General features: G+C 50.8%; 18 protein-coding genes and 1 riboswitch. Of the genes, 10 read left to right on the forward strand and 8 right to left on the reverse strand.

Annotated features, from left to right (window positions below; translation table 11 throughout):
- Window positions 1-11 precede the first annotated feature (11 nt).
- The 3 genes from AC2UZI_RS03470 to AC2UZI_RS03480 form a co-directional block, all read right to left on the reverse strand.
- Window positions 12-989, reverse strand: coding sequence for a tyrosine recombinase XerC (locus AC2UZI_RS03470; protein ID WP_486943704.1), 978 nt, complete (start codon window positions 987-989; stop codon window positions 12-14).
- Window positions 976-1,644 carry a DUF484 family protein gene (locus AC2UZI_RS03475; RefSeq protein ID WP_486942432.1) on the reverse strand — a complete coding sequence of 223 codons (669 nt, stop codon included), beginning with the start codon at window positions 1,642-1,644 and terminating at the stop codon, window positions 976-978. The genes AC2UZI_RS03470 and AC2UZI_RS03475 overlap by 14 nt, the downstream gene beginning before the upstream one ends.
- Before the next feature lie 73 nt (window positions 1,645-1,717).
- Window positions 1,718-2,599 (reverse strand): lysophospholipid acyltransferase family protein, encoded by an 882-nt coding sequence (locus AC2UZI_RS03480; RefSeq protein WP_486943705.1) that lies wholly within the window; start codon window positions 2,597-2,599, stop codon window positions 1,718-1,720.
- A gap of 222 nt (window positions 2,600-2,821) precedes the next feature.
- On the opposite strand from AC2UZI_RS03480, the gene metK reads away from it, so the two are divergent.
- From metK to metF, 5 genes are all read left to right on the forward strand, one after another.
- Window positions 2,822-3,991, forward strand: coding sequence for a methionine adenosyltransferase (gene metK / locus AC2UZI_RS03485; RefSeq protein WP_486942433.1), 1,170 nt, complete (start codon window positions 2,822-2,824; stop codon window positions 3,989-3,991).
- 123 nt (window positions 3,992-4,114) lie between these two features.
- Window positions 4,115-4,348: a DUF1289 domain-containing protein gene (locus AC2UZI_RS03490; protein WP_486942434.1), complete on the forward strand. Its 234-nt coding sequence runs from the start codon at window positions 4,115-4,117 to the stop codon at window positions 4,346-4,348.
- 62 nt (window positions 4,349-4,410) lie between these two features.
- A riboswitch (S-adenosyl-L-homocysteine riboswitch) is annotated at window positions 4,411-4,509 on the forward strand.
- A gap of 69 nt (window positions 4,510-4,578) precedes the next feature.
- Entirely contained in the window at window positions 4,579-5,997 is a 1,419-nt protein-coding gene (gene ahcY / locus AC2UZI_RS03495; protein WP_486942435.1) for an adenosylhomocysteinase, read from the forward strand.
- 39 nt (window positions 5,998-6,036) lie between these two features.
- Window positions 6,037-6,375, forward strand: coding sequence for a phage holin family protein (locus AC2UZI_RS03500; RefSeq protein ID WP_486942436.1), 339 nt, complete (start codon window positions 6,037-6,039; stop codon window positions 6,373-6,375).
- Window positions 6,372-7,214, forward strand: coding sequence for a methylenetetrahydrofolate reductase [NAD(P)H] (gene metF / locus AC2UZI_RS03505; protein WP_486942437.1), 843 nt, complete (start codon window positions 6,372-6,374; stop codon window positions 7,212-7,214). The genes AC2UZI_RS03500 and metF overlap by 4 nt, the downstream gene beginning before the upstream one ends.
- 101 nt (window positions 7,215-7,315) lie before the next feature.
- Here the strand turns inward: metF and AC2UZI_RS03510 are convergent, their stop codons facing one another.
- On the reverse strand, window positions 7,316-7,945 hold the full coding sequence (locus AC2UZI_RS03510; protein WP_486942438.1) for a 5-formyltetrahydrofolate cyclo-ligase: 630 nt from the start codon (window positions 7,943-7,945) through the stop codon (window positions 7,316-7,318).
- Window positions 7,946-7,975: 30 nt separating this feature from the next.
- Here AC2UZI_RS03510 and AC2UZI_RS03515 point away from each other — a divergent pair, with 30 nt between their 5' ends.
- Window positions 7,976-10,099: a lytic transglycosylase domain-containing protein gene (locus AC2UZI_RS03515; protein WP_486942439.1), complete on the forward strand. Its 2,124-nt coding sequence runs from the start codon at window positions 7,976-7,978 to the stop codon at window positions 10,097-10,099.
- A gap of 47 nt (window positions 10,100-10,146) precedes the next feature.
- Window positions 10,147-11,241, forward strand: coding sequence for a tRNA nucleotidyltransferase/poly(A) polymerase-related protein (locus AC2UZI_RS03520; RefSeq protein WP_486943706.1), 1,095 nt, complete (start codon window positions 10,147-10,149; stop codon window positions 11,239-11,241).
- Here the strand turns inward: AC2UZI_RS03520 and AC2UZI_RS03525 are convergent.
- The 3 genes from AC2UZI_RS03525 to ppc all read right to left on the reverse strand — a co-directional run bounded on the left by AC2UZI_RS03525 (window position 11,238) and on the right by ppc (window position 15,561).
- On the reverse strand, window positions 11,238-12,446 hold the full coding sequence (locus tag AC2UZI_RS03525; RefSeq protein ID WP_486942440.1) for a class I SAM-dependent methyltransferase: 1,209 nt from the start codon (window positions 12,444-12,446) through the stop codon (window positions 11,238-11,240). The genes AC2UZI_RS03520 and AC2UZI_RS03525 overlap by 4 nt on opposite strands.
- 18 nt (window positions 12,447-12,464) lie before the next feature.
- Window positions 12,465-12,656 carry a hypothetical protein gene (locus AC2UZI_RS03530; RefSeq protein ID WP_486942441.1) on the reverse strand — a complete coding sequence of 64 codons (192 nt, stop codon included), beginning with the start codon at window positions 12,654-12,656 and terminating at the stop codon, window positions 12,465-12,467.
- A 97-nt stretch (window positions 12,657-12,753) separates the two neighbouring features.
- Window positions 12,754-15,561: a phosphoenolpyruvate carboxylase gene (gene ppc / locus AC2UZI_RS03535; RefSeq protein WP_486942442.1), complete on the reverse strand. Its 2,808-nt coding sequence runs from the start codon at window positions 15,559-15,561 to the stop codon at window positions 12,754-12,756.
- A gap of 157 nt (window positions 15,562-15,718) precedes the next feature.
- Between ppc and ilvD the strand changes: the two genes are divergently transcribed.
- The 3 genes from ilvD (at window position 15,719) to AC2UZI_RS03550 (ending at window position 19,812) form a co-directional block, all read left to right on the forward strand.
- Window positions 15,719-17,584: a dihydroxy-acid dehydratase gene (ilvD, locus tag AC2UZI_RS03540; protein WP_486942443.1), complete on the forward strand. Its 1,866-nt coding sequence runs from the start codon at window positions 15,719-15,721 to the stop codon at window positions 17,582-17,584.
- 137 nt (window positions 17,585-17,721) lie between these two features.
- On the forward strand, window positions 17,722-18,564 hold the full coding sequence (gene nadE, locus AC2UZI_RS03545; RefSeq protein WP_486942444.1) for an NAD(+) synthase: 843 nt from the start codon (window positions 17,722-17,724) through the stop codon (window positions 18,562-18,564).
- A gap of 129 nt (window positions 18,565-18,693) precedes the next feature.
- On the forward strand, window positions 18,694-19,812 hold the full coding sequence (locus AC2UZI_RS03550) for an AI-2E family transporter (RefSeq protein ID WP_486942445.1): 1,119 nt from the start codon (window positions 18,694-18,696) through the stop codon (window positions 19,810-19,812).
- A gap of 41 nt (window positions 19,813-19,853) precedes the next feature.
- Here AC2UZI_RS03550 and AC2UZI_RS03555 read toward each other — a convergent pair whose 3' ends face one another.
- Window positions 19,854-21,284 (reverse strand): amidase family protein, encoded by a 1,431-nt coding sequence (locus AC2UZI_RS03555; protein WP_486942446.1) that lies wholly within the window; start codon window positions 21,282-21,284, stop codon window positions 19,854-19,856.
- Between the last annotated feature and the right edge of the window lie 54 nt (window positions 21,285-21,338).

The following is a 21,338-nucleotide window of genomic DNA, read 5'->3' on the forward strand; positions in this document are numbered from 1 at the left end:
TCAAACTGGTTTTATTTTTCTTTGCGTTTAGCGCGTGGGTGCGCTTGATCATACACTTGCGCTAAATGTTGAAAATCGAGCCGAGTGTAGATTTGTGTGGTGCTGATATTGGCATGACCAAGCAGTTCTTGAACCGCTCTGAGGTCTTGGCTGGACTGCAGTAAATGACTGGCCACGCTATGGCGCAAGGCATGTGGGCTTACGCCTTGAGCCAATCCGGCAGCCATCGCCCGTTGCTGTAATTGCTGTTGTATTACTCGGGGGCTAATACGTTTTCCTCGTACCCCCAGAAATAAGGCGGCGTGGTTGGCAGGGTCGCTTTCAGGACTACGCAAAAGCGTTGAGCGTACCGCTAACCACGACCGAATCGCCGTGATGGCTTTAGAACCGATAGGGACTTGGCGACGTTTTTGCCCCTTACCCAAAACAAAGGCTTCGGCGTCGTCAAGCTGTAGCCAGCTTTGCGATCGGTATTGACCCTGTTCGGTATAACGTACATCTAAGCTGACTAATTCGGCTAAGCGTAAGCCGCTGGAGTAAAAAAGCTCGAACATGGCTTGATTACGACGGCATTCAGCACTGCTTAGGCTAAGACTTGTGTTGGGCTGGTGGTCCAGCAATTGCTGAGTTTGGTCCACAGAAAGCGATTGCGGCAGAGGGCGCGGGCTTTTGGGGGCTTTTAGCCCTATGCAAGGATCATTGCGCTGCTCGTCAAAGGCACACCACCAACTAAAAAAATTACGCCAAGCAGACAGGGTACGTTGCAGGCTACGAGGGTGCGCACCGTTTTGGTGCAATTGGGCTAAGGTTTGACGCAGTAGATGACTGTTGATGGACGCAATAGATTCGACTGGCAGGGCACGAATAGCCGCGATGTCTCGCGTATAGGCGGCGATGCTGTGTGTGGATAATCGCCGTTCGTGTTGCAAGTAGGCGAGCCACTTGTCGAGAGTTTTCCCAACGTTGGACGACACCTTAAGCCTGTAAATGAGGGGTTAAAGGAAGACGGCTTAGCGCAGCAGCACAAAGCTCCCCGATCATAATCAGAAAATCCCGCTCCATGTCATCGGTAAAACGTGTTTTTTCTTGTGCACCCAGTACCACGGCTCCGACACATTCAGAAGCGGGCTGAAGGTACAAGGGAATGATCGCAACCGAGTTTACGGTTTCGCTTAACCAGCTTAGTACGGGTTGTGAGGATGCTTCCCCACAATAGGGTTGCTCAAGTGCGGTGGTAAATTGAATATCGGCTTCGGTGATGTCATCGTGCCCGCTTTCCATGGGGCCCCATGTACGAAGGGCAATGCTATCGAGATCGAACACTTCGGTTAACGAACGAATAATATGACCGGGCAGTTGCTCTGCATGCGGTTCGGCCAGCATGCGACACGACCACTGGTGAAGTTGCTCACCGATGTGCTGATTGCTTTTGGCATTCCCGACGAGCAGCCTCAGTTGGCGTTCAAGCTCTTTATTTCGAGCCCGCAGGTTAAGGATTTGCCTTTCACCTAACGATATGGCTCGCTTCTCGTTAGGGTGTGGAACGCGAAGCTCGGAAAAAATATCGGCATGTTGCTGAAAAAAATCGGTGTTTTCAGCAAGAAAATCCGCAATATCCTTGGCATTAAAATGGCGCGATGTCATCGTGAAATCCTTAGTGGCAATCAGGCCAAAGTTAGGTTATGTGCACGTAAACGGGTACAAAAGCAGAGGTAAATCAAGGCGAGTTGAGGTGCTCAGGAATAGGAGGCGCTTCGGGTGGAATTTTGTAGCGATTGTAGCTCCACAAGTATTGCTCGGGGAAACGCATGATTAAACGCTCCATCCCTTCATTGATCAGCTCGACCATCTCGTCGATGCTCTCAGGAAATGGCTCTTCTAAGCGTACATAATGAATTTTCCAACCTTTTCCGCGAGCAAGGCGCTCACCCGCAGTGAGAACCACGGGCACTTTGGTTTGTAGCGCCAGTTTTGCGGCAAGCGTCATGGTGTAAGCGGGCCTGCCAAAAAAGGGCTGCCACACGCCGTCTCCGCTACTGGGGACTTGGTCGGGCAGCATGCCCACGGCTTCTCCGCGGCGTAAGGCGCGAACGAATTCGCGTATCCCTTTAAGATTGGCAGGTACGGCATTCATTCCGGGTTGGCTTCTGGATTCCTGCATGGCGGGCTCTAGAAACGTTTGTCGAGGAGGCCGGAACATAACGGTAATCGGCCCGTACTGAACCAAGCGCTTGGCAGTGATTTCGAAGCAGCCCAGATGGGGAGTTAAATAAAGAATGCCTCGGTTCTCGGCCAGCGTTTCTTCGACGATATGGGCATCGGGGTTGAGACATTTTGCGAGGCACTCGTCCGTACGAAGCCACACTTTAGGGGTTTCGAAGATCATGGCTCCGATTTCACCCGCACTTTTACGCGCGAAACCTTTGCTGTGGTAACCGGCTTGGGCCGCGTTTTCTTGAAGACGCTCGCGGTACCGACCAGGCAGGCTGTATACCACTTTGCCTGCGAACCGACCGCATCCGTGCAACACGCGCAGGGGCAAGTAAGAGAGGACCCGCAACAAAAACAAAAGCATAAACCGAGAGTAATAAACCTTTATAAATAGCTTGATAGATGCAAAGATGCGCTATTTTCGCTTAAAATAGAAATTATCGCTGAGTTAACCGACAACTTGCGGAGCGATAAGCCAATTACTGGCTAAAAATCCCGCTAAAGCGTCGCGCCCGATACGCATTGCTTCTGTGCTCTAGCATCCGTGGTGCAACGCAGTTCGTTCACCTATTTACATGCTTTTTTAGCATCACAACAGGACGCATGCGCCGTGGCCAATAACGATTTTTTATTCACTTCCGAATCCGTATCCGAAGGTCATCCTGATAAAGTTGCCGATCAAATCTCTGATGCGGTATTGGATGCCATTTTTACGCAAGACCCGCAAGCCCGTGTCGCAGCCGAAACGCTTTGCAATACCGGCTTAGTGGTCATGGCAGGCGAGGTTACCACCACCGCCAACGTTGATTATATTCAAGTTGCACGTGATACGTTGCAGCGCATCGGTTATGACAACTCTGATTACGGCATCGACTATAAGGGTTGTGCTGTTTTAGTCGCCTACGACAAGCAGTCCCCTGATATCGCGCAGGGTGTTGACCGTAGTCCAGAAGAGCTGTTGAATCAAGGCGCTGGAGACCAAGGCCTGATGTTTGGCTATGCGTGCGACGAAACGCCTGACTTAATGCCAGCTCCGATTTGGTACGCTCATCGTTTAATGCAGCGACAAAGTGAGTTGCGCAAAGATGGCCGCCTACCTTGGTTGCGCCCCGATGCGAAGTCTCAGGTGACGTTCCGCTATCTTGATGGCAAACCAAGCGAAGTGGATACCGTTGTGTTGTCTACACAGCATGCTCCCGATATCTCGCAAGACGATATTCATGAGGCCGTGATCGAACACATTATTCGTCCTTGCTTCCCTGAAGAGCTTATCACGTCTAACACTCGCTTTTTGGTTAACCCCACCGGTAAGTTTGTGATTGGTGGACCTCAGGGTGATTGCGGTTTAACCGGACGTAAGATCATTGTTGATACCTACGGTGGTGCATGCGCTCATGGGGGCGGGGCCTTCTCAGGTAAAGACCCTTCAAAGGTCGATCGTTCAGCCGCTTATGCAGCCCGCTATGTTGCAAAAAATATTGTCGCGGCTGGTTTGGCTCGCCAGTGCGAGGTGCAGTTAAGCTACGCTATTGGTGTGGCCGAACCCATTAACATCACGGTTTACACTGAAGGCACGGGTGTGATTTCGGATGATGCTATCGCCAAACTGGTGCGAGAGCATTTCGATCTACGTCCTAAAGGCATTATTACGATGCTTGATTTGTTGCGTCCTATCTACAGTAAAACGGCAGCGTATGGTCACTTTGGTCGTAGCGAACCCGAATTCACATGGGAAGCAACCGATAAGGCAGCCGCCTTGCGTGCCAGCGTAGGCGCCTAGTTACGCCGATTGTGAATACGACGATATCAAGGCGCTTTTAGCGCCTTGATTACTTTGATTAAATGCTGAACTGGGCTAAGGGCATTAGGCAAAACCGCAAGGGCTTAATGCTAAAGTACCGCTATGTCTACTTATACTCCTTCTCCATCCGCTGAAGACGAAAGCTCCAGCTTGCGTCCTACCGACTCCCCATGTGTTGCCGTATGCTCTACGCTCTATGATGACATTTGTCGTGGGTGTGGTCGTACCGCCATGGAAGTGGCCAACTGGGTGTTCTTTTCTGATGGCGAAAAACGAGCGATCTGGGAGCGAATCAGCTCACAAGGCTATCCCCGACGCAACAACCCTTTCCGTTAAGTTTTTCTGTCCCGCTGGCGAAAAACAATTAAACGGGTACAATTCTGCTATTAAATTCTTAGATCCCTAAGGAGCGTTGCGACAAACTGTTTACAGTTTTGCCAGGCTTAGGGGTTTTTACGTTGAACTACGTTTACGTTTCTCAACGACGCTCACCATATTCCTGTGCAAGGGCCGTGGTGACTGCTAATTGTGTGTCCCGGCTTATGCCCAGTTAACCGGAGCACTTTATGAACGCAGTGACTGACACCGCTTTTTCTGATTACGTTATCGCCGATATTGGCTTGGCTAGTTGGGGGCGTCGCGAGATCGCGATTGCCGAAACCGAAATGCCAGGCTTGATGGCTACCCGCGAAGAGTTCGCAGCAGCGCAACCCCTAAAAGGGGCGCGTATTGCAGGTAGTCTGCACATGACCATCCAAACCGCTGTACTGATCGAAACCCTCGTGGCGTTGGGTGCCGAGGTGCGTTGGGCGTCGTGCAATATTTTCTCGACCCAAGACCATGCTGCCGCCGCGATTGCTGCCGGTGGTACGCCCGTGTTTGCTGTTAAGGGCGAGACGCTTGAAGAGTATTGGCAGTATGCGCACGATATTTTTGATTGGCCCGGCGAGCAACAAGCCAACATGATTTTGGATGACGGCGGCGATGCAACGGTATTGTTGCATCTAGGCGCCCGTGCTGAAAAAGACCTCTCTGTTCTTGACAACCCCGGCAGCGAAGAAGAACGCGTGCTGTTTGCTTCCATTCGCGCACGTTTACAAACGGATGCGACATGGTATTCAACCCGTTTAGCGCAGATTAAAGGGGTAACTGAAGAAACTACCACAGGTGTGCACCGCTTGTATCAAATGGCTCAAAAAGGCGAGTTAGCCTTTCCTGCTATTAACGTGAACGACTCCGTGACCAAATCCAAGTTCGATAACTTGTACGGGTGCCGTGAGTCATTGGTCGATGGCATTAAGCGTGCAACCGACGTCATGGTCGCTGGTAAAACAGCGGTGGTGGTGGGCTTTGGTGATGTGGGTAAAGGTTGTGCTCAGGCATTGGCGGCATTGCGTGCTCAAGTTTGGGTGACTGAGGTTGATCCCATTTGTGCGTTACAAGCATCAATGGAGGGCTACCGTGTTGTCACCATGGAAGAGGCCGCCGACAAAGCAGATATCTTCGTAACGGCTACAGGTAACTATCATGTGATCACGCGTGATCACATGGAGCGCATGAAAGATCAGGCCATCGTTTGCAATATCGGTCACTTTGATAACGAGATCGATGTGGCCTCTATTGAAGACTTGCAGTGGGAAGAAATTAAGCCCCAGGTTGATCACGTTATTTTCCCAGATGGTAAGCGCATCATTTTGCTGGCCAAAGGGCGTTTAGTGAATTTGGGTTGTGCGACAGGGCACCCTTCGTTTGTGATGTCTGCTTCGTTTACGAATCAAACCATTGCTCAAATCGAGTTGTTCACTCGTGGCGACAATTACGAAACCGGTAAGGTGTATGTCCTACCTAAACACCTAGATGAAAAAGTGGCACGTTTGCATTTGGCCAGATTAGGGGTTCAGTTAAGCACCCTTAGCCAAAAGCAGGCCGATTATATTAATGTGTCGGTAGATGGCCCTTATAAAGCAGATCATTACCGTTACTAAACGACTGGGCGTCTTTTGGCGCCCCACAGGAGCCTCATCATGACCTTGTTATTAGTATGGATCTTGAATGCTGTTGCATTGCTAGTGGTTGCTTATATTTTGCCGGGCATTTCAGTAGCGTCATTCGGTTCGGCCTTAATTGCGGCCTTAGTTTTAGGCTTGTTGAACGCAATCGTTAAGCCGATTCTGACGATTTTGACGCTTCCTATCACCATCGTGACCTTAGGTTTGTTTCTACTGGTCTTAAACGCTTTGGTGTTTTGGTTTGCGGGTTCGGTGCTTAAGGGTTTTAGCGTAAATGGCTTCTGGTGGGCCATGATCGGGGCAATTATTTACAGCCTAGTCTCTGGGCTATTGTCGAGGTTATTGGTTTCATGACTCAACCGCAGTCTTTTAGCTTAGAGTTTTTCCCGCCCCGTGATATTGCTGCCCAAGAAAAGCTAGTTCGTTCTGCTAAAACCTTGCAGGGCCTTAACCCTGCTTATGTTAGCGTTACCTTTGGTGCAGGCGGTACCACCCGTGCGGGAACAGTAGGCGCGGTCGCGCTACTTCAAAAATTAGGTTTTGATGTGGCGCCCCATCTGTCGTGCATCGGAGCAAGTCGCGAACAGTTAGCAAAGGTGCTTGACGATTATCAAGCGCAAGGCATTCGTCGCATTGTGGCGTTGCGGGGCGATTTACCTTCGGGGATGGGGGGCGACGCTGGCGAACTGCGTTATGCCAGCGATCTGGTTAGTTTTATTCGCGAGCACAGTGGGGACGCTTTTACGGTTGAGGTCGCAGCCTACCCAGAAATGCATCCACAGGCCACCACCTTTGCTTCAGACATGACGCATTTTGTGAACAAGGTGAATCAAGGTGCGAATGGAGCGATCACGCAGTATTTCTTTAACCCTCATGCGTACTTTGACTTTGTTGAGCGCGTGCAGGCTAAAGGAGTAAACATTCCTATTGTTCCGGGCATTATGCCCATCACGAATTCATCGCAATTACTGCGCTTCTCTGAGATGTGTGGTGCGGAGATCCCTCGCTGGATACGCCTACGCTTGGCAGATTTTGGTGATGACCGTGCTTCGATTCGTGCTTTTGGGGTTGATGTGGTGCGCGAGCTTTGTCAGGACTTACTCGACGGGGGTGCTCCGGGCTTGCACTTCTATACCTTAAACGGTTCAGAGGCAGCGATGGCTGTGATTCCTACCTTACAGTTTCAGTCTTAAGCAAGTTCAGTTGCCCCTTGGGTGCGATAACGCGTTTTAATGACAATGGCTACCTTTTTAGGTAGCCATTGTCATTAGCGGGACGCATTCCTAGGGTACCGTTATAGCGTAACGGGTTTTGCCCAACCCTTATCAGTCAATATGCCGTCTAGCTGCACGTCGTGTGCCTGTGGAGTGTAATTTTCAGCACTGAGATCGCCCACGGCCCATGCGATACCGATAGCGGTAAAAGGGTGATTTTTCTCTTTAAGCGCAGCTAAAGTGCGATCATAATACCCTTTACCGTAGCCCAGTCTGTCACCTTGTCGTGTGTAACCCAATGTCGGAACCAACACGATGTCGGGATGATCGGCAATCTCGTCCGTATCAGGTTCTTGGATATGGTAGCGGCCTACACGCATGGGTGAATCTGGATGCCAGGGTTTAAAGACAAGTGGGCCTTCAGGGTCTTGAATGCAAGGAAGTGAAATTTCAATGCCTTCTTCGTCCACGAGTTGGTAAAGTAGGGGGTGTAATTCGGGTTCACCGTCTAAAGGCCAGAAGGCAGCGATTCGTTTAGGTATGGGTTTACCTTCTTCTTTCAGGCGGGTACGTGTAGTGGCTAGCCACGTAAAGAGACGACCACGAATCAGCAGACCGCCTCGGTTGGTATCCATACGATCTTGCTGCTTTCGTTTTTCTAGCAGTCGTGCGCGTAGGGTGGCTGCGTTATGCTCTACGTTTGAATTCATGGTTTTGTAATAATTTAAAGGCAATTGAAGATGACGTTGAAGTCGCTACGGTACCAGAAAAGTACCCCCCGTTCTAAAACCTTGTTCAACCTGCCACAGATAACGGCTTTAGCCTTAACGACGGTAGCGATGGCAGGATGTGTGGGGGCAGAGTCTCCCCCAAAGCTTAGCGAGAAAACGGATAAAGTCCAAGCTTCGACTACCGACAACGACATTCAGCGTCTGGCTGCAGCCAATCCAGCGCCGTCGGCTACACGGTGGAACACCAAGCCCAATGTCGAGCCGCAAGCGCGCAAAGCGGTGGTCAGTGCTCGAGAGGCATTGCAGGCTAAACGCTGGAATGCCCTACCTTCTTTGTCCGAGCAAGCAACGGGCGATCCCATTTTAGGGGCCTACCCGCGTTATTGGAATTTGCGTCATCAATTGCAAAACACCACCGCTGTGCCACCGGCCGATTCGTTGCAGCATTTTTTGAAGCATCATTCTGATCACTATTTAGCGCAACGCTTAAAAGGCGACTGGGCTATCGCGGCGGCCCGACGTGGTGATTATGCGCTTATTAACGATTTGAACCCTGCTGATCTCGGTAACTCGCAGACCCGTTGCGCGCAGCACTATGCAAAGCACATGACGGGGCAAGCGGTTGATCTTTCGGCGGCCTTAGGCCACTTTCGGCCCGGAGCGGTTTGCTGGACGATGCTTGATCAGTTTTATACCGATCAGGTGGCGGGGTGGGGCGATATCCGTGACTTGATGCGAGCGGCGCTTGAAAGCGCAAAGCCCGTGGAAGCCCGTCGCTTAGCTGCCATTATTTTTGATGGCAGTGAGATGAAAGATTATTCCGACTTGATGAAGTCTCCTAAAGCCTGGTTGAATCGTCAGTCTCACGCTAACGGTGTGGCTAAACAAGAGTTGGTGGCTTTAGCCCTTTCTCGCTTAGGACGTGAGAATAATCGTCAGGCGCAGGCAAACTATATCCAAACCACATGGGCCTCGACGTTACCGGCCGAAAACTTGGAGTGGGTGTGGGGGCAGTTTGGCTTGGTCGCTGCCTTACGCGTTGAGGATGATGCGGCACAGTGGTACCGCTTATCGGGCCTTACCCCGATGACGGATTACAACCATGCATGGCAAGTACGGGCCGAGCTACGTGAACCGACTATCCAATGGCAACGGGTGCAAGCCAGTATAGAAAAAATGTCAAAGCGACAGGCTTCCGAGCCCGTATGGGTGTATTGGCACGCTCGTGCACTGCAAGCACAGGGAAATCTGGCTCAAGCCAAAGCCGAGTTTGAATCGATCACCGATGACTTGAATTTTTACGGTCAATTGGCGAACGAGGAATTGGGCAATTTGCCATCACTGCCGCCCACCCCCACCGCTATTACGCAAGCTGAAATCGCCGAGATACGCTCTCGCCCGGGTATCGTGCGCGCCATTGAGCTGTTTGATTTAGGTTGGCGACCTGAGGCCGTGTCTGAGTGGGCTTTTGCTATTCGTGGTATGAACGATAGGCAGCTACGTGCCGCAGCTGAAGTAGCTCGCAGCGAGCACATTTATGACCGAGTGGTAAACACCTCGCTATTAACACGTAACGAAATTGATTTTAGTCAGCGCTTTGTTGCCCCTTTTGAAGGCCGAGTTGCCGAAAAAGCCAATCAGATTAATCTGGACCCTGCTTGGGTATACGGCTTGATTCGACAAGAGTCTCGCTTTATTACGGATGCGCGATCTGGGGTGGGGGCTTCAGGTTTGATGCAGCTAATGCCGGGCACCGCGAAATGGGTCGCTAATCGTATTGGTATGCAAGACTTCACGCCATCCAGTGTGAATGACTTTGATACGAACACCATTTTGGGGACCCAATACCTGAACATGGTATTGCAGCAACTTGATCGCTCTGAGGTCTTGGCGTCAGCGGGTTATAACGCAGGGCCTAAACGTCCCATACGTTGGCGCTCACGCTTAGCGGCTCCGGTGGAAGGCGCTATTTTTGCTGAAACCATCCCTTTCACTGAAACCCGTTTGTATGTCAAAAATGTGTTGTCCAACGCGACGTATTATTCGATGGTGTTTACGGGGCAGCCGCAATCACTGAAAGCGCGTTTAGGGGTGATTTCTCCTCGTGTTGAAGCCTCAGTCGCACTTCCTTAATGGTGAATACAGAACTACACCTTAGCCAGCAGCGCCGTTTACACGAATTGACACCAACCCCTGATAAGTACCTGCAAGGTTTGCAGGCTTATGTGGTTGGTGGGGCGGTACGAGACGCCTTGCTGGGTCAGCCTGCAGGCGACCGAGACTGGGTGGTCGTAGGGACCACGCCAGAAGAGTTAGCCCGTAGAGGGTTCATTCCTGTGGGCGGTGACTTCCCTGTTTTCCTGCATCCTGAAACGAAGGAAGAGTTCGCGCTAGCACGCACTGAGCGTAAGTCGGGTCGAGGCTATCGTGGGTTCACCTTCTACACCGGAACCGACGTGAGTCTGGCCGACGATTTAAAGCGCCGAGACCTCAGCGTCAATGCTATGGCCTTAGGAGTGGATGGTGTCTTGGTTGATCCCTTGAAGGGGTTGCAAGACCTGCAAACTCAAACCTTGCGTCATGTGGGCGATGCATTTGTTGAAGACCCAGTACGCTTGTTAAGGTTAGCCCGTTTCGCGGCACGATTTTCCGGGTTTGAGATCGCGGAAGAAACCTGGGTCTTAGCCAAGAAGCTTGTTGAGGCCGGTGAGGTGGATGCCCTTGTTCCAGAACGAGTTTGGCAAGAGCTGCACAAGGCTTTGGGCTACGAGGCCCCATGGCGTTTTTTTGAGGTCATGGCTGGCGTTGGGGCATTAGAGAAGGTGCTGCCGCAGATCACGCTAAACGATGAGGTGAAAGCCGCGTTGCAGCAGGCCATTCATGATGAGTTGGGCGTTATGGGGCGCTATGCGGTGCTGCTAGGGCATACCGACCAAGCCGTCGAGCTTTCCGAGTATATTCGTGCACCGTCTGATTATCGTGACGTAGCCCGACTGACGGTTAATAGCTTGAATCATGTGGCTTTAGCGAACTCTGCCACAGCCACTGATCGTTTAGATTGGTTAGGGTATTGCGATGCGTTTCGACGCCCTGTACGGTTTGCGCAATTATTACGGTGTATAGCCTGCTATCGCCCTATTGATCAGAAGCAGTGGCTACAGTGGTGCCATGATGCCAAGCAGGTTGATGCTGCGGCGATTGCCAAAGCGCACTCTGGTGATGGGGCAGCCATTAAAGCTGCCGTACAGCAGGCACGCCTTCAGGTGCTGTCTTAAAGCCTATCGCGTCTATCCCCGCTGTAAAAGCCCAGTAATGGTTGCTCTAGTGCTTTGCCCACAGCAAGCACCTTGAACAGCTCGCCCATTTCGGCTTCTGATAGCAGTTTTTGGATGGCGCCGATGGTTTGTGCCCATTTTGCACTGTCATCGTTATGGGTTGATGTGGGGGCTAACCGTTCAAGTTGCTGTGGCAATCCGCAATTCATTAAGAAGCGTGCCTGCGAGGTATAGCCCATAACATCTAGTTCGGCTTCAAGCGCGGCATCGGCCATTGCGGTGAAATCCACATGGGCGGTCACATCTTGTAAGCCCGGTAATAGCAGGGCTTCGCTGTGAGCATGGTGACGAAAGTGACACATGATGGTGCCCTCGTTACGTTGCTCGTGATAATACTCGCGCTGAGGAAAGCCGTAATCAAAGATCAGAACGGCTCCTTTTTCAAGCCATGAACCAATGGCTTTTATCCACGCTTCGCCCTGTAGGTTGAGCTCGCTTCGGTAGCCATTCACCTTTGGAAAGCGGCGTGTGGCAATGTCTTGTAGTGCCTGTGAAGCGGGCTTTGCAGCCCAGCAAAATGGACTGGTTTGCGGCGAGGCGGCGAGGCTGACTCCTAATTCGATAAAGGCGCCATTCTCGTCTTGCTCAACGAGATGTACGGGCATGGCGTCAAGCACCTCGTTAGCGATCACACAGCCGGTGAAAGCGTTTGGCAAACTATCTAACCATTGCACCCTGTCCAGATGTTCGCTAAGGGCTATCTTTTGCCGATGCTGAAGACTGGGTGACACCTCTAAGATCGAATACTTAACCTCGACTCCCATGTCGATTAAGGCGGGGATGAGCACTTTAGCTAAGGCACCACTTCCGGCACCAAACTCTAATACTTCCACGCTCTGGCTTAGCTGCAAAACCTGATGAATTTGGTGCGCTACACTTTGCCCGAATAAAGGGCTTAGCTCTGGGGCGGTGGTAAAGTCGCCCACAGGAAGGCCGCTACCAAACTTTGTACTTCCGCCGCTGTAATAGCCAATGTCAGGCGCATAAAGCACGTGATGCATCCACTGGTCAAAGGGCAGGAATTGATCTTCTTGCTGTGCGACGGTGTCGTATAGGTATTGATGATTACGATCAAGCTGTTGCAATAAATCGTGCTCAAGCTGAGGAAGACCGGAAGGAAGAACCGGAGAGTGCAAAAGTTTCATGGGAAATCGAGCAATACGTTAAGAGCGGGGAGGGCGAGAATCAGCCGATTTTTTTTGCTGCTGAATGCGAAAAATTTCCAGTAGCATGCCAATTAAAAAACTCAGCAAAATAGCGGAAATGGCGGCAAGCAAAAAGTTGCTAAATATAATCCATAGCGGAATACAAAGAATAAAAGCACGCCAAATGGGGCGCGAAAGCAAACTTTTCATACTCGTTAGTCAATGAAGGCCCCGACGCCACGGAGCGAAGCCTTCATTTTACGCATCCTTTTACGATATTGCGCCCACATCTGTTTTTGAAACGGCGTTAGCCTGAGTTTCGTAACCCCGCAGCGATGCCGTTAATAGTGATATGCATGGCCTCTTGCGAGTAGCCGTCCGGGCGTTCAGCTTCGTTTTTACGTTGGCGTCGCAGCAATTCAACTTGTAAATGATTTAAGGGGTCGATGTAGGCGAACCGTTCGGTTAGGGCCGCGCGTAAGGCCGGATCATGATCCAGTAGTTCATAACCATTGAGTTGCTTAAACAACGAGCAGCATAAGTGGAACTCGTCTTTGATACGTTTAAAGATGGCTTGGGCACTGACTTGATCATCCACAAGTTGCGCATAACGAGCACCAATATCTAAATCGGTTTTTGCGAGAACCTGTTCCATATTGGATAACAAGGTGTTGAAGAAAGGCCATTCTTTAGCCATGTGTTGCAGTTGTTTTAAGCGTTCTTCCTTTGTAGCAGGGCCGTTGGCAATCCCTTCGTCTAAATAGTGCTGGATACCGCTACCTACCCCGTACCATCCCGGTAAAGGAAGACGGCACTGAGCCCACGAGAAGCTCCAAGGAATGGCTCGTAAATCTTCAATGCGTTGCATTGCCTTACGAGAAGCAGGACGTGATCCAATATTCAAGCCGGCAATTTCGCGCACCGGTGTGGCATTGAAGAAGTAATTAGCAAAGTCAGGTGTGTCATAAATTAATGAGCGGTAATGGGACTGCGCGGCATCTGACATGCAACGCATGGCGTCCCCAAACTGCTCGATATACGTGTCCTCACTGCGCGCGTGCGCACTTAGGCTAGCTTCAAGGGTAGCGGCGACAAACATTTCAAGATGCCAACGCCCTACATCGGCATTTTTATACCGTCCCTGAATGATTTCGCCTTGCTCGGTAAGCCGGATTTGACCATTGACGGTACCCGGAGGTTGGGCTTGGATGGCATCAAAGCTTGAACCGCCACCTCGACCCACCGAGCCTCCGCGACCGTGAAAGAGGCGCAGGCGTATATTTCGCTGATTAAAAACAGAGACTAGCTCGCGCTCGGCTTGATAGAGCGACCAGTTTGAGCAGAGGTAGCCGCCGTCTTTATTACTGTCAGAGTAGCCTAGCATGACCTCTTGGACGCCGTTTTGTGCATGCTTTACGCGGGCATTGACCTCGGGTAAGTCGAGGTAAGCCGCCATAATTTCTGCACCACGCTGTAAGTCAGGAATGGTCTCGAAAAGTGGAACGACCATGACGCCGGCGTTGTCATCGTGTACACCAGGAACGATAAGCCCCGTTTCTTGCTGTAAAACCAAGACCTCAAGTAAGTCACTTAGGCTTTCAGTATGAGAAACAATGCTTTGTTCTATTGTGCGAGGGCCAAACCGTTTACGAGCTTCTGCAGCATAACGAAGTATGGCGAGCTCTTTGGTGGTCTCTTCCGAGTAATTTAACCAAGGCGATACGAGTGGGCGGGTTTGTGCCAACTCGGCACGTAATACGGCAATTCTGTCGTCTTCGGCTAAGGTGGCGTATTGAATAAGTTGGCCGTTGTGCTCTACACCCGCTGCTTCAAAGAGCTCAGCAATCACCCGCTCGTGTACATCCGAGCTTTGTCGTAGGTCAATAGTGGCCAGATGGAAGCCAAATACGGCGACGGTTTGCAATAGGTCGCGTAATCGTAAGTCGGCAATCAGTGTTGCCTTGCTAGCGGCTAATGAGTCCGCGATGATTTGTAGGTCTTGTTGAAATTCAGCAGCTGTCGCATAAGGCGCGGCTGCGTAAGATGCGCGCTGAGCAAGGTTGCGTCCCGTCAATTCTAGACTGGTCGCGGCCAGACGAGCATAAATGTGGATGCAAGCGCGACGGTAGTGTTCGTCAATACGATGCGGAGAGGTATCGTGGCTGTCAGCCGAAAGTTTTGCGAGGGCTGGGCTAGCCGGTGCCAACACGCTAGATAGCGAAAGTTCTGTGCCTAGCGATCTGAGCTCTTCTAGGTAGTGCGTCATCGCCGTGCTGCATTGTCTCAATACGGCTTGCTGCAAGGTAGAGGAGTCAACGTTAGGGTTGCCGTCGCGATCCCCACCAATCCAACTGCCCATGCGTAAAAACGTCGGTAACGGTTTTAGTGGTGCGACGTGATCTGAGGTATTGGGTTCATGCAATAACTGTCCTAGATCATGATAAAGCTGGGGAATGGCCTTAAGAAACGTGTGCGGATAATAAGCCAAGGCGTTATCAATTTCATCCCCTACTGTTAGGGTGTGTTTACGCAGTATTCTGGTTTTCCACAGTGTGGTGATCAGCGCGGCTAAGCGAAGTTCTTGAGACCGTTTTTTGGATTCGTGTTGCTGATGCTCAAGAGTGGGTAGCAGCGCGGCGATGTCACGGTGTAGGGCCAGTGTGCTTTGACGCTGTACCTCAGTCGGGTGGGCTGTCAGTACGGGGACGACGTTAGCGTTGGCAAAAAACGCTAACAGTTCTTCTCGGCTATGTTGAGGTGACAGCACTGCTAGGGCACGCTCTAAAGAGCCGGCTTGTGTTGCTGGGTCGGAGGCATTGTGCTGCCGATTTTGCTCTCGGTCTTCTGCAATATTGGACAAATGCAGGAAATAAGCGAAGGCTCTGGCTACCGTAAGCGCTTGTTCTTTACTGAGTTTTGGAATGTTCAGTTCTAGTGCAACAAGTTCGTTCTGCTCACCTTCACGTCGGTAACGAACGGCATAGCGCCTTAGGCTCTCGATGATACTGAACATCTCTTGCCCATCGGCTTCATGAATGACATCACCAAGCGTTTTACCAAGCAAACGTATGTCTTGGCGTAGTAATGACGCCGGATTGGTGCTGCTGCATTGCATGGTTTCTTCTCCTAATTTGTGTTTTTCTACATAGAGCATATATGGTGCGATGCAGCAAACGCAAGAAATGACGTTATTTTTTTACGGTTTATTCGCTTTAAGTTGCTGGCGCGTATATCATAAACTTCTTTATCACGCTTTTTTAGCTAGAGATTCCATGCCGCAATATCGTTCTCGTACTTCTACGCATGGTCGCAATATGGCTGGTGCGCGCGCATTGTGGCGCGCGACAGGCATGAAAGATGGCGACTTTAACAAACCCATTATCGCTGTGGTGAACTCGTTCACGCAGTTTGTACCGGGTCACGTTCATTTAAAAGACTTAGGTCAACTTGTAGCACGCCAAATCGAGGCGGCAGGTGGTGTGGCTAAAGAGTTCAACACCATCGCTGTCGACGATGGTATTGCCATGGGGCACGATGGCATGTTGTATTCGTTGCCATCACGCGAACTGATTGCTGACTCTGTCGAGTATATGGTGAATGCCCACTGTGCAGATGCCATGGTTTGTATTTCAAACTGCGACAAAATCACGCCCGGAATGTTGATGGCCGCCATGCGCGTTAATGTGCCCACCATCTTTGTGTCGGGTGGCCCAATGGAGGCCGGAAAAGTTACGTCCAAAGACGGCAAAACCGTCATTCGTAAGTTGGACCTCGTTGATGCCATGATTCAGGCAGCCGATGACAGCGTTTCCGATGCGGATCTCGCCGAAATCGAGAGCAACGCCTGTCCTACCTGCGGCTCATGTTCCGGCATGTTTACGGCTAACTCTATGAACTGTTTGACCGAAGCGCTAGGCTTGGCGTTACCGGGCAACGGCACCATTATGGCTACGCATGCTCGCCGTAAGGGCCTGTTCGAAATGGCAGGTGGCCTTATCGTCGAGTTGTGTAAACGTTATTACGAACAGAACGATGAATCGGTCTTGCCTCGTAATGTAGCGACCTTCGAAGCCTTCGAAAATGCGATGACACTGGATGTCGCGATGGGTGGTTCGACGAACACCGTTTTGCACTTACTGGCAGCAGCCCAAGAGGCGGGTGTTGAATTCACCATGGCTGATATCGATCGCATTTCGCGTCGTGTGCCTTGCTTGTGTAAGGTGGCTCCTGCTACCGAGCTTTATCACATGGAAGACGTGCACCGTGCCGGCGGTATTTTAGGTATTCTTGCTGAATTGGCTCGTGGCGATTTACTGCATCTTGATGTTCCAAACGTACACAGCGGCACCTTGGGTGAAGCCATTAAGCGTTGGGACGTGCGTGGCGACAACCTAAAGGCGGTAGAGAAGTTCTACCTCGCGTCACCCGGTGGTATTCCGACTCAAACCGCTTTCAGCCAAGACCGTTACTACCAAAGCTTAGACACTGACCGTGAAAGCGGTTGTATACGTGATGTCGAACATGCTTACTCTGCCGATGGCGGTTTAGCTGTACTGTATGGAAACCTTGCGGTGAATGGCTGTATTGTGAAAACAGCGGGCGTAGATGAAAGTATTCTAACGTTTACCGGCAAAGCACGTGTTTTCGAGAGCCAAGAAACGTCAGTGGAAGGCATTCTTAATGGCAGTGTGACCGAAGGCGATGTGGTTATTATTCGCTACGAAGGTCCTAAAGGTGGTCCGGGCATGCAAGAAATGCTTTATCCCACTTCTTACTTGAAATCCAAAGGGCTAGGAGCCAAAGCGGCGTTGTTAACCGACGGTCGTTTTTCAGGTGGCTCATCGGGCTTAGTTATTGGTCACGCGTCTCCTGAAGCGGCTGAGGGCGGCGCTATTGCACTTGTGGAAGAGGGCGATACGATCGAAATTGATATTCCGAATCGCCGTATTCATTTGGCCATTAGCGATGAAGAGCTAGCGCAACGAAGTGCTCAGATGGAAGCTCGCGGAGCACAAGCTTGGAAGCCTCAGGAAGATCGCCCTCGGGTGGTGTCCCAGGCCTTACGTGCTTACGCGGCGTTAGCTACATCAGCTGATCGCGGTGCAGTTCGTGACGTAGATCAGTTGTATCGTAAGTAGGTTAAGCGTTCGTTAGTTGTTGGTAAGAAGGCTGTCGTGATGGCAGCCTTTTTTACATTGAGGCAGTAAACTATCTCATACCTTAAGATATCAATGACACGAGACCGCTCGTCGGTCTATCCCTTAGAGACAACCACATGCTTAATTCTGAACAGCAACGCCAGCAGCAGTGCATTATTAACGAATTACAGGTTCAGCCTGCGATCGATGTCCAGTACGAAGTACAGCGTCGAACGCGCTATTTGGTTGACTATGTAAAACGTAGTGGTATGAAAGCAATGGTGTTGGGCATTAGCGGCGGTGTTGATTCTTTGGTGGTTGGCGCTTTAGCGCAGCGTGCTGCAGAACAGTTACGAGCCGAATCGTACGAGGCACGCTTTATCGCTATGCGCCTGCCCTACGGAGAGCAAGCGGATGCTGCCGATGCTGATGCGGTCTTGCGGTATATTGCTCCCGATGAGCAACTAACGGTGGACATTCAACCCGCCACCGACGCGTTACTTCAACAGCTGTTGAACGCTGGGCAGCGCTTTGATAACGAATCACAGCAAGATTTTATTGTGGGAAACATAAAGGCACGTCAACGTATGATTGCGCAGTATGCCTCTGCTGCAGCGGCTCGGGGTATTGTCTTAGGGAGTGATCATGCGGCTGAAGCCCTGATGGGGTTCTTTACAAAGTTCGGTGACGGTGCTGCTGATGTGATGCCCTTAGTGGGCTTGAATAAGCGGCAAGTTCGAGCGCTGGGCGTAGCCATGAACGCGCCCGATCATTTAGTGAATAAAATCCCAACCGCTGATTTAGAAAGCTTGACTCCCATGCGCGCAGATGAAGTAGCCTTTGGGGTTAGCTATGAACAAATTGATGACTTTCTTGAGGGCAAAGATGTCGATGCGACAGCATTCGAGATCATCATTAGGCATTTTAAGGCCTCAAGTCATAAGCGTCAGTTGCCGGCTCATCCATCGAATCCGGCCTAATAAACTCGAATGAACTTTCTGTCTTTTTTAGCGCTTTTTAGTAACTAAATGCTGTTACAAAGTGGCTTTATGTTATTGTCGTCTAAAACCTTTTAACGTGCTTATTAAAGGTCACGACAGAAACTTTTTATGCATCCAGTAATTCCTGCCTTTCTTATCGCGCGCTGGCTGCTTTTGTTGGTAGTGTTAGCGGGTTTATATTTTCTAAAAGATTTCTTAGTCCCAGTGTTGGGGGCTTTGATCATCGGTTTAGCAAGTTGGCCCCTTTACCAAAGGTTGCTGGTGAGATGTCATTACCGGCGTACCCTTGCTGCCACGTTGGCGTTGCTCGTTGTTATTCTTGTGCTAATTGTTCCGCTATCCATGGCGTTGTCTTTCGCTATCCAAGAGGCGAGTAGCTTCATTGGTTGGGCGTTGGCCGCAAACCGCTACGGTATGCCTGTGCCCGAATGGATCAGCGCTTTGCCTTTAGTGGGACAACGTTTGTCGGAAGTCTGGGAAACCTATTTAGGTGAACCTCACGCGCTGGGCACGTTTGTAGAGCTCGTCAGCGGCGAGCATTTGGGCAATATCTACAGAATGGTGCTGTCTGCCACCGGTAACGTATTTCATTTATTGTTATCCCTGCTTTTTCTATTGATTACTTTATTCTTTGTTTATAAAGATGGTGATCGTATTCTTGCGCAGTTAGATATCGTGGGTGAGCGAATCCTTCCACAACGATGGAGACGTTTTTCTCGGGTTGTGCCGGCTACGGTTAACTCTACCGTTACGGGGATGAGCCTGATCGCTTTAGGCGAAGGTGTGGTGCTGGGTATTGCCTATTGGGTGGTTGGCGTTCCATCCCCAGTCTTGTTGGGGGTAATCACCGGTTTTATGGCACTTATACCTGGCGGGGCCCCTTTATCTTTTACGTTGGTTTCGCTGTATTTGGTGGGTTCTGGCGAAATGGTTGCTGGTATCGGACTGTTTCTTTGGGGTTCGATCGAGCTGTTTATTGTTGATAAAACCTTACGTCCGCGCTTAGTGGGTGGGCCCGTTAAATTACCGTTTTTACCGACGTTTTTTGGTTTGGTAGGGGGCGTTAAAACCATGGGGTTTGTTGGGCTGTTTATTGGCCCTGTGTTGATGGCGCTATTAGTAGCGATTTGGCGAGAATGGATTTACGAAGCCCCTAGCCATACGGGATTGTTGGAAACCGACGTGACAAAACTGAAGGGCCCAGCTACACCAGAAGCCGAACCCTAGTCGTTGTCTTGTTCATAACGTCGTTGCTGAATGCGACGGCGTTAATCGAAGCCTTTGGCGAAACCTAAGGCTTGTTCTACTTTTGAAGCAATAATAAATAATAATTCGTCTTTGCCGGGTAATACGTCAATTTCCATACCGATCGCTAAATTATCACTGCCGATAGCAACCGGTAAGCTGATACCAGCCAAGCCGACACAGCTTCCGGGGTTAACATTGGCAGCCAGTCGGCTGAAGTGTTCCGCGTTGCTGCTTTCTTGACTGGCCTCGGGGGCCAACACGCCGACAGTTGGGAAAATGAAGCCATGTAATTCATGTTGTGCACTCACGGTTTGGTACTCGTGCAACATGGCTGGAACCCATTGTGTAATGGCTTGTTGGTAGATGGGGTAGAGCTCATCCAGTTCGCCTGCAGCATTCGGAAACACCTGCGGAGCAATGAGTTTGCTGAGTAGTTTCTTGATATCCGGGCTTGCCACTTTCTCTTGTATGTCGGCGTACGATAAATTGATGTCGTAGGCTCGTAAATACTGACTTAGTGCGGTGAGCTGTTCGTGCAACACGATTGGGGTGCCGCATTTGGGCGCAAGTTGTGCGACTTGTTCGAGTGAGACATCCACGAGCTGTATGCCCGCTTTCTCTATACGCACCAGTGCAGCTTGGCAAGCCGCCATGACCTCTGAAGAGCTAGAAGCCCAAAACTCATTGACCACGCCTAGCCGTATTGGGCCCTTAAAACTCGTCGGCGTGTCGTTATGAGGCCTAAGTAAGCTGTCGACCTTAACGATATCCACCACATTTGAAGCCAGAGGGCCGACGGTATCGCGAGAAGGGGATGCCGGAGTGATGCCTTCGGTGGTATAGCGTCCGACAGAGGGGCGGTAGCCTACGCAACCATTTAGCGCCGCAGGTAGGCGAATAGAGCCCGCTGTGTCTGTTCCTAAAGCCATTGGTACCATCATGCTGGCAACGGCGACAGCGCTCCCCGACGACGAGCCTCCTGCAATATGCAGCACATTGCGAGCATTTCGAGTACCTGTTAACTCGCCGGAGTTTAACGCGCTGTTGTAGCCGGACACCCCTAACGCTAACTCATGCATATGAGTCTTACCGACAATAATGGCCCCAGCTTCGCGTAAAGCAGCAATGCACGGCGCATCGTATTGTGGAATAAAGTGTTTCAGGGCGGGTGTGCCCGCGGTATTCGGTAGACCTGCTACATGAATATTATCTTTAACCGCAATGGGGATTCCGCCCAAAGGAAGTGCGCTTTTTTGCTCTGCACTTTTTGAATCATAAAGCTGGGCCTGCTTTAGAGCGCCCGCTTCGTCGACGTGAATGAACACGTTCGACGACGCACTTTTACGAATGCGCTCAATGCTAAGGGCACAGAGTTCGGCAGCGGAAATATCACCTACTAGTAAAGCGGTGGAAGCATTACGCAGGTTAAGAAGATAGTCGTAGCGATCCATAATGCAGGTCCAAGTCATATAGGGGTAATGTCCATTATGTATGTATAGGACACC

The sequence above is a fragment of the Paenalcaligenes sp. DL 463 genome (genome assembly GCF_057475185.1).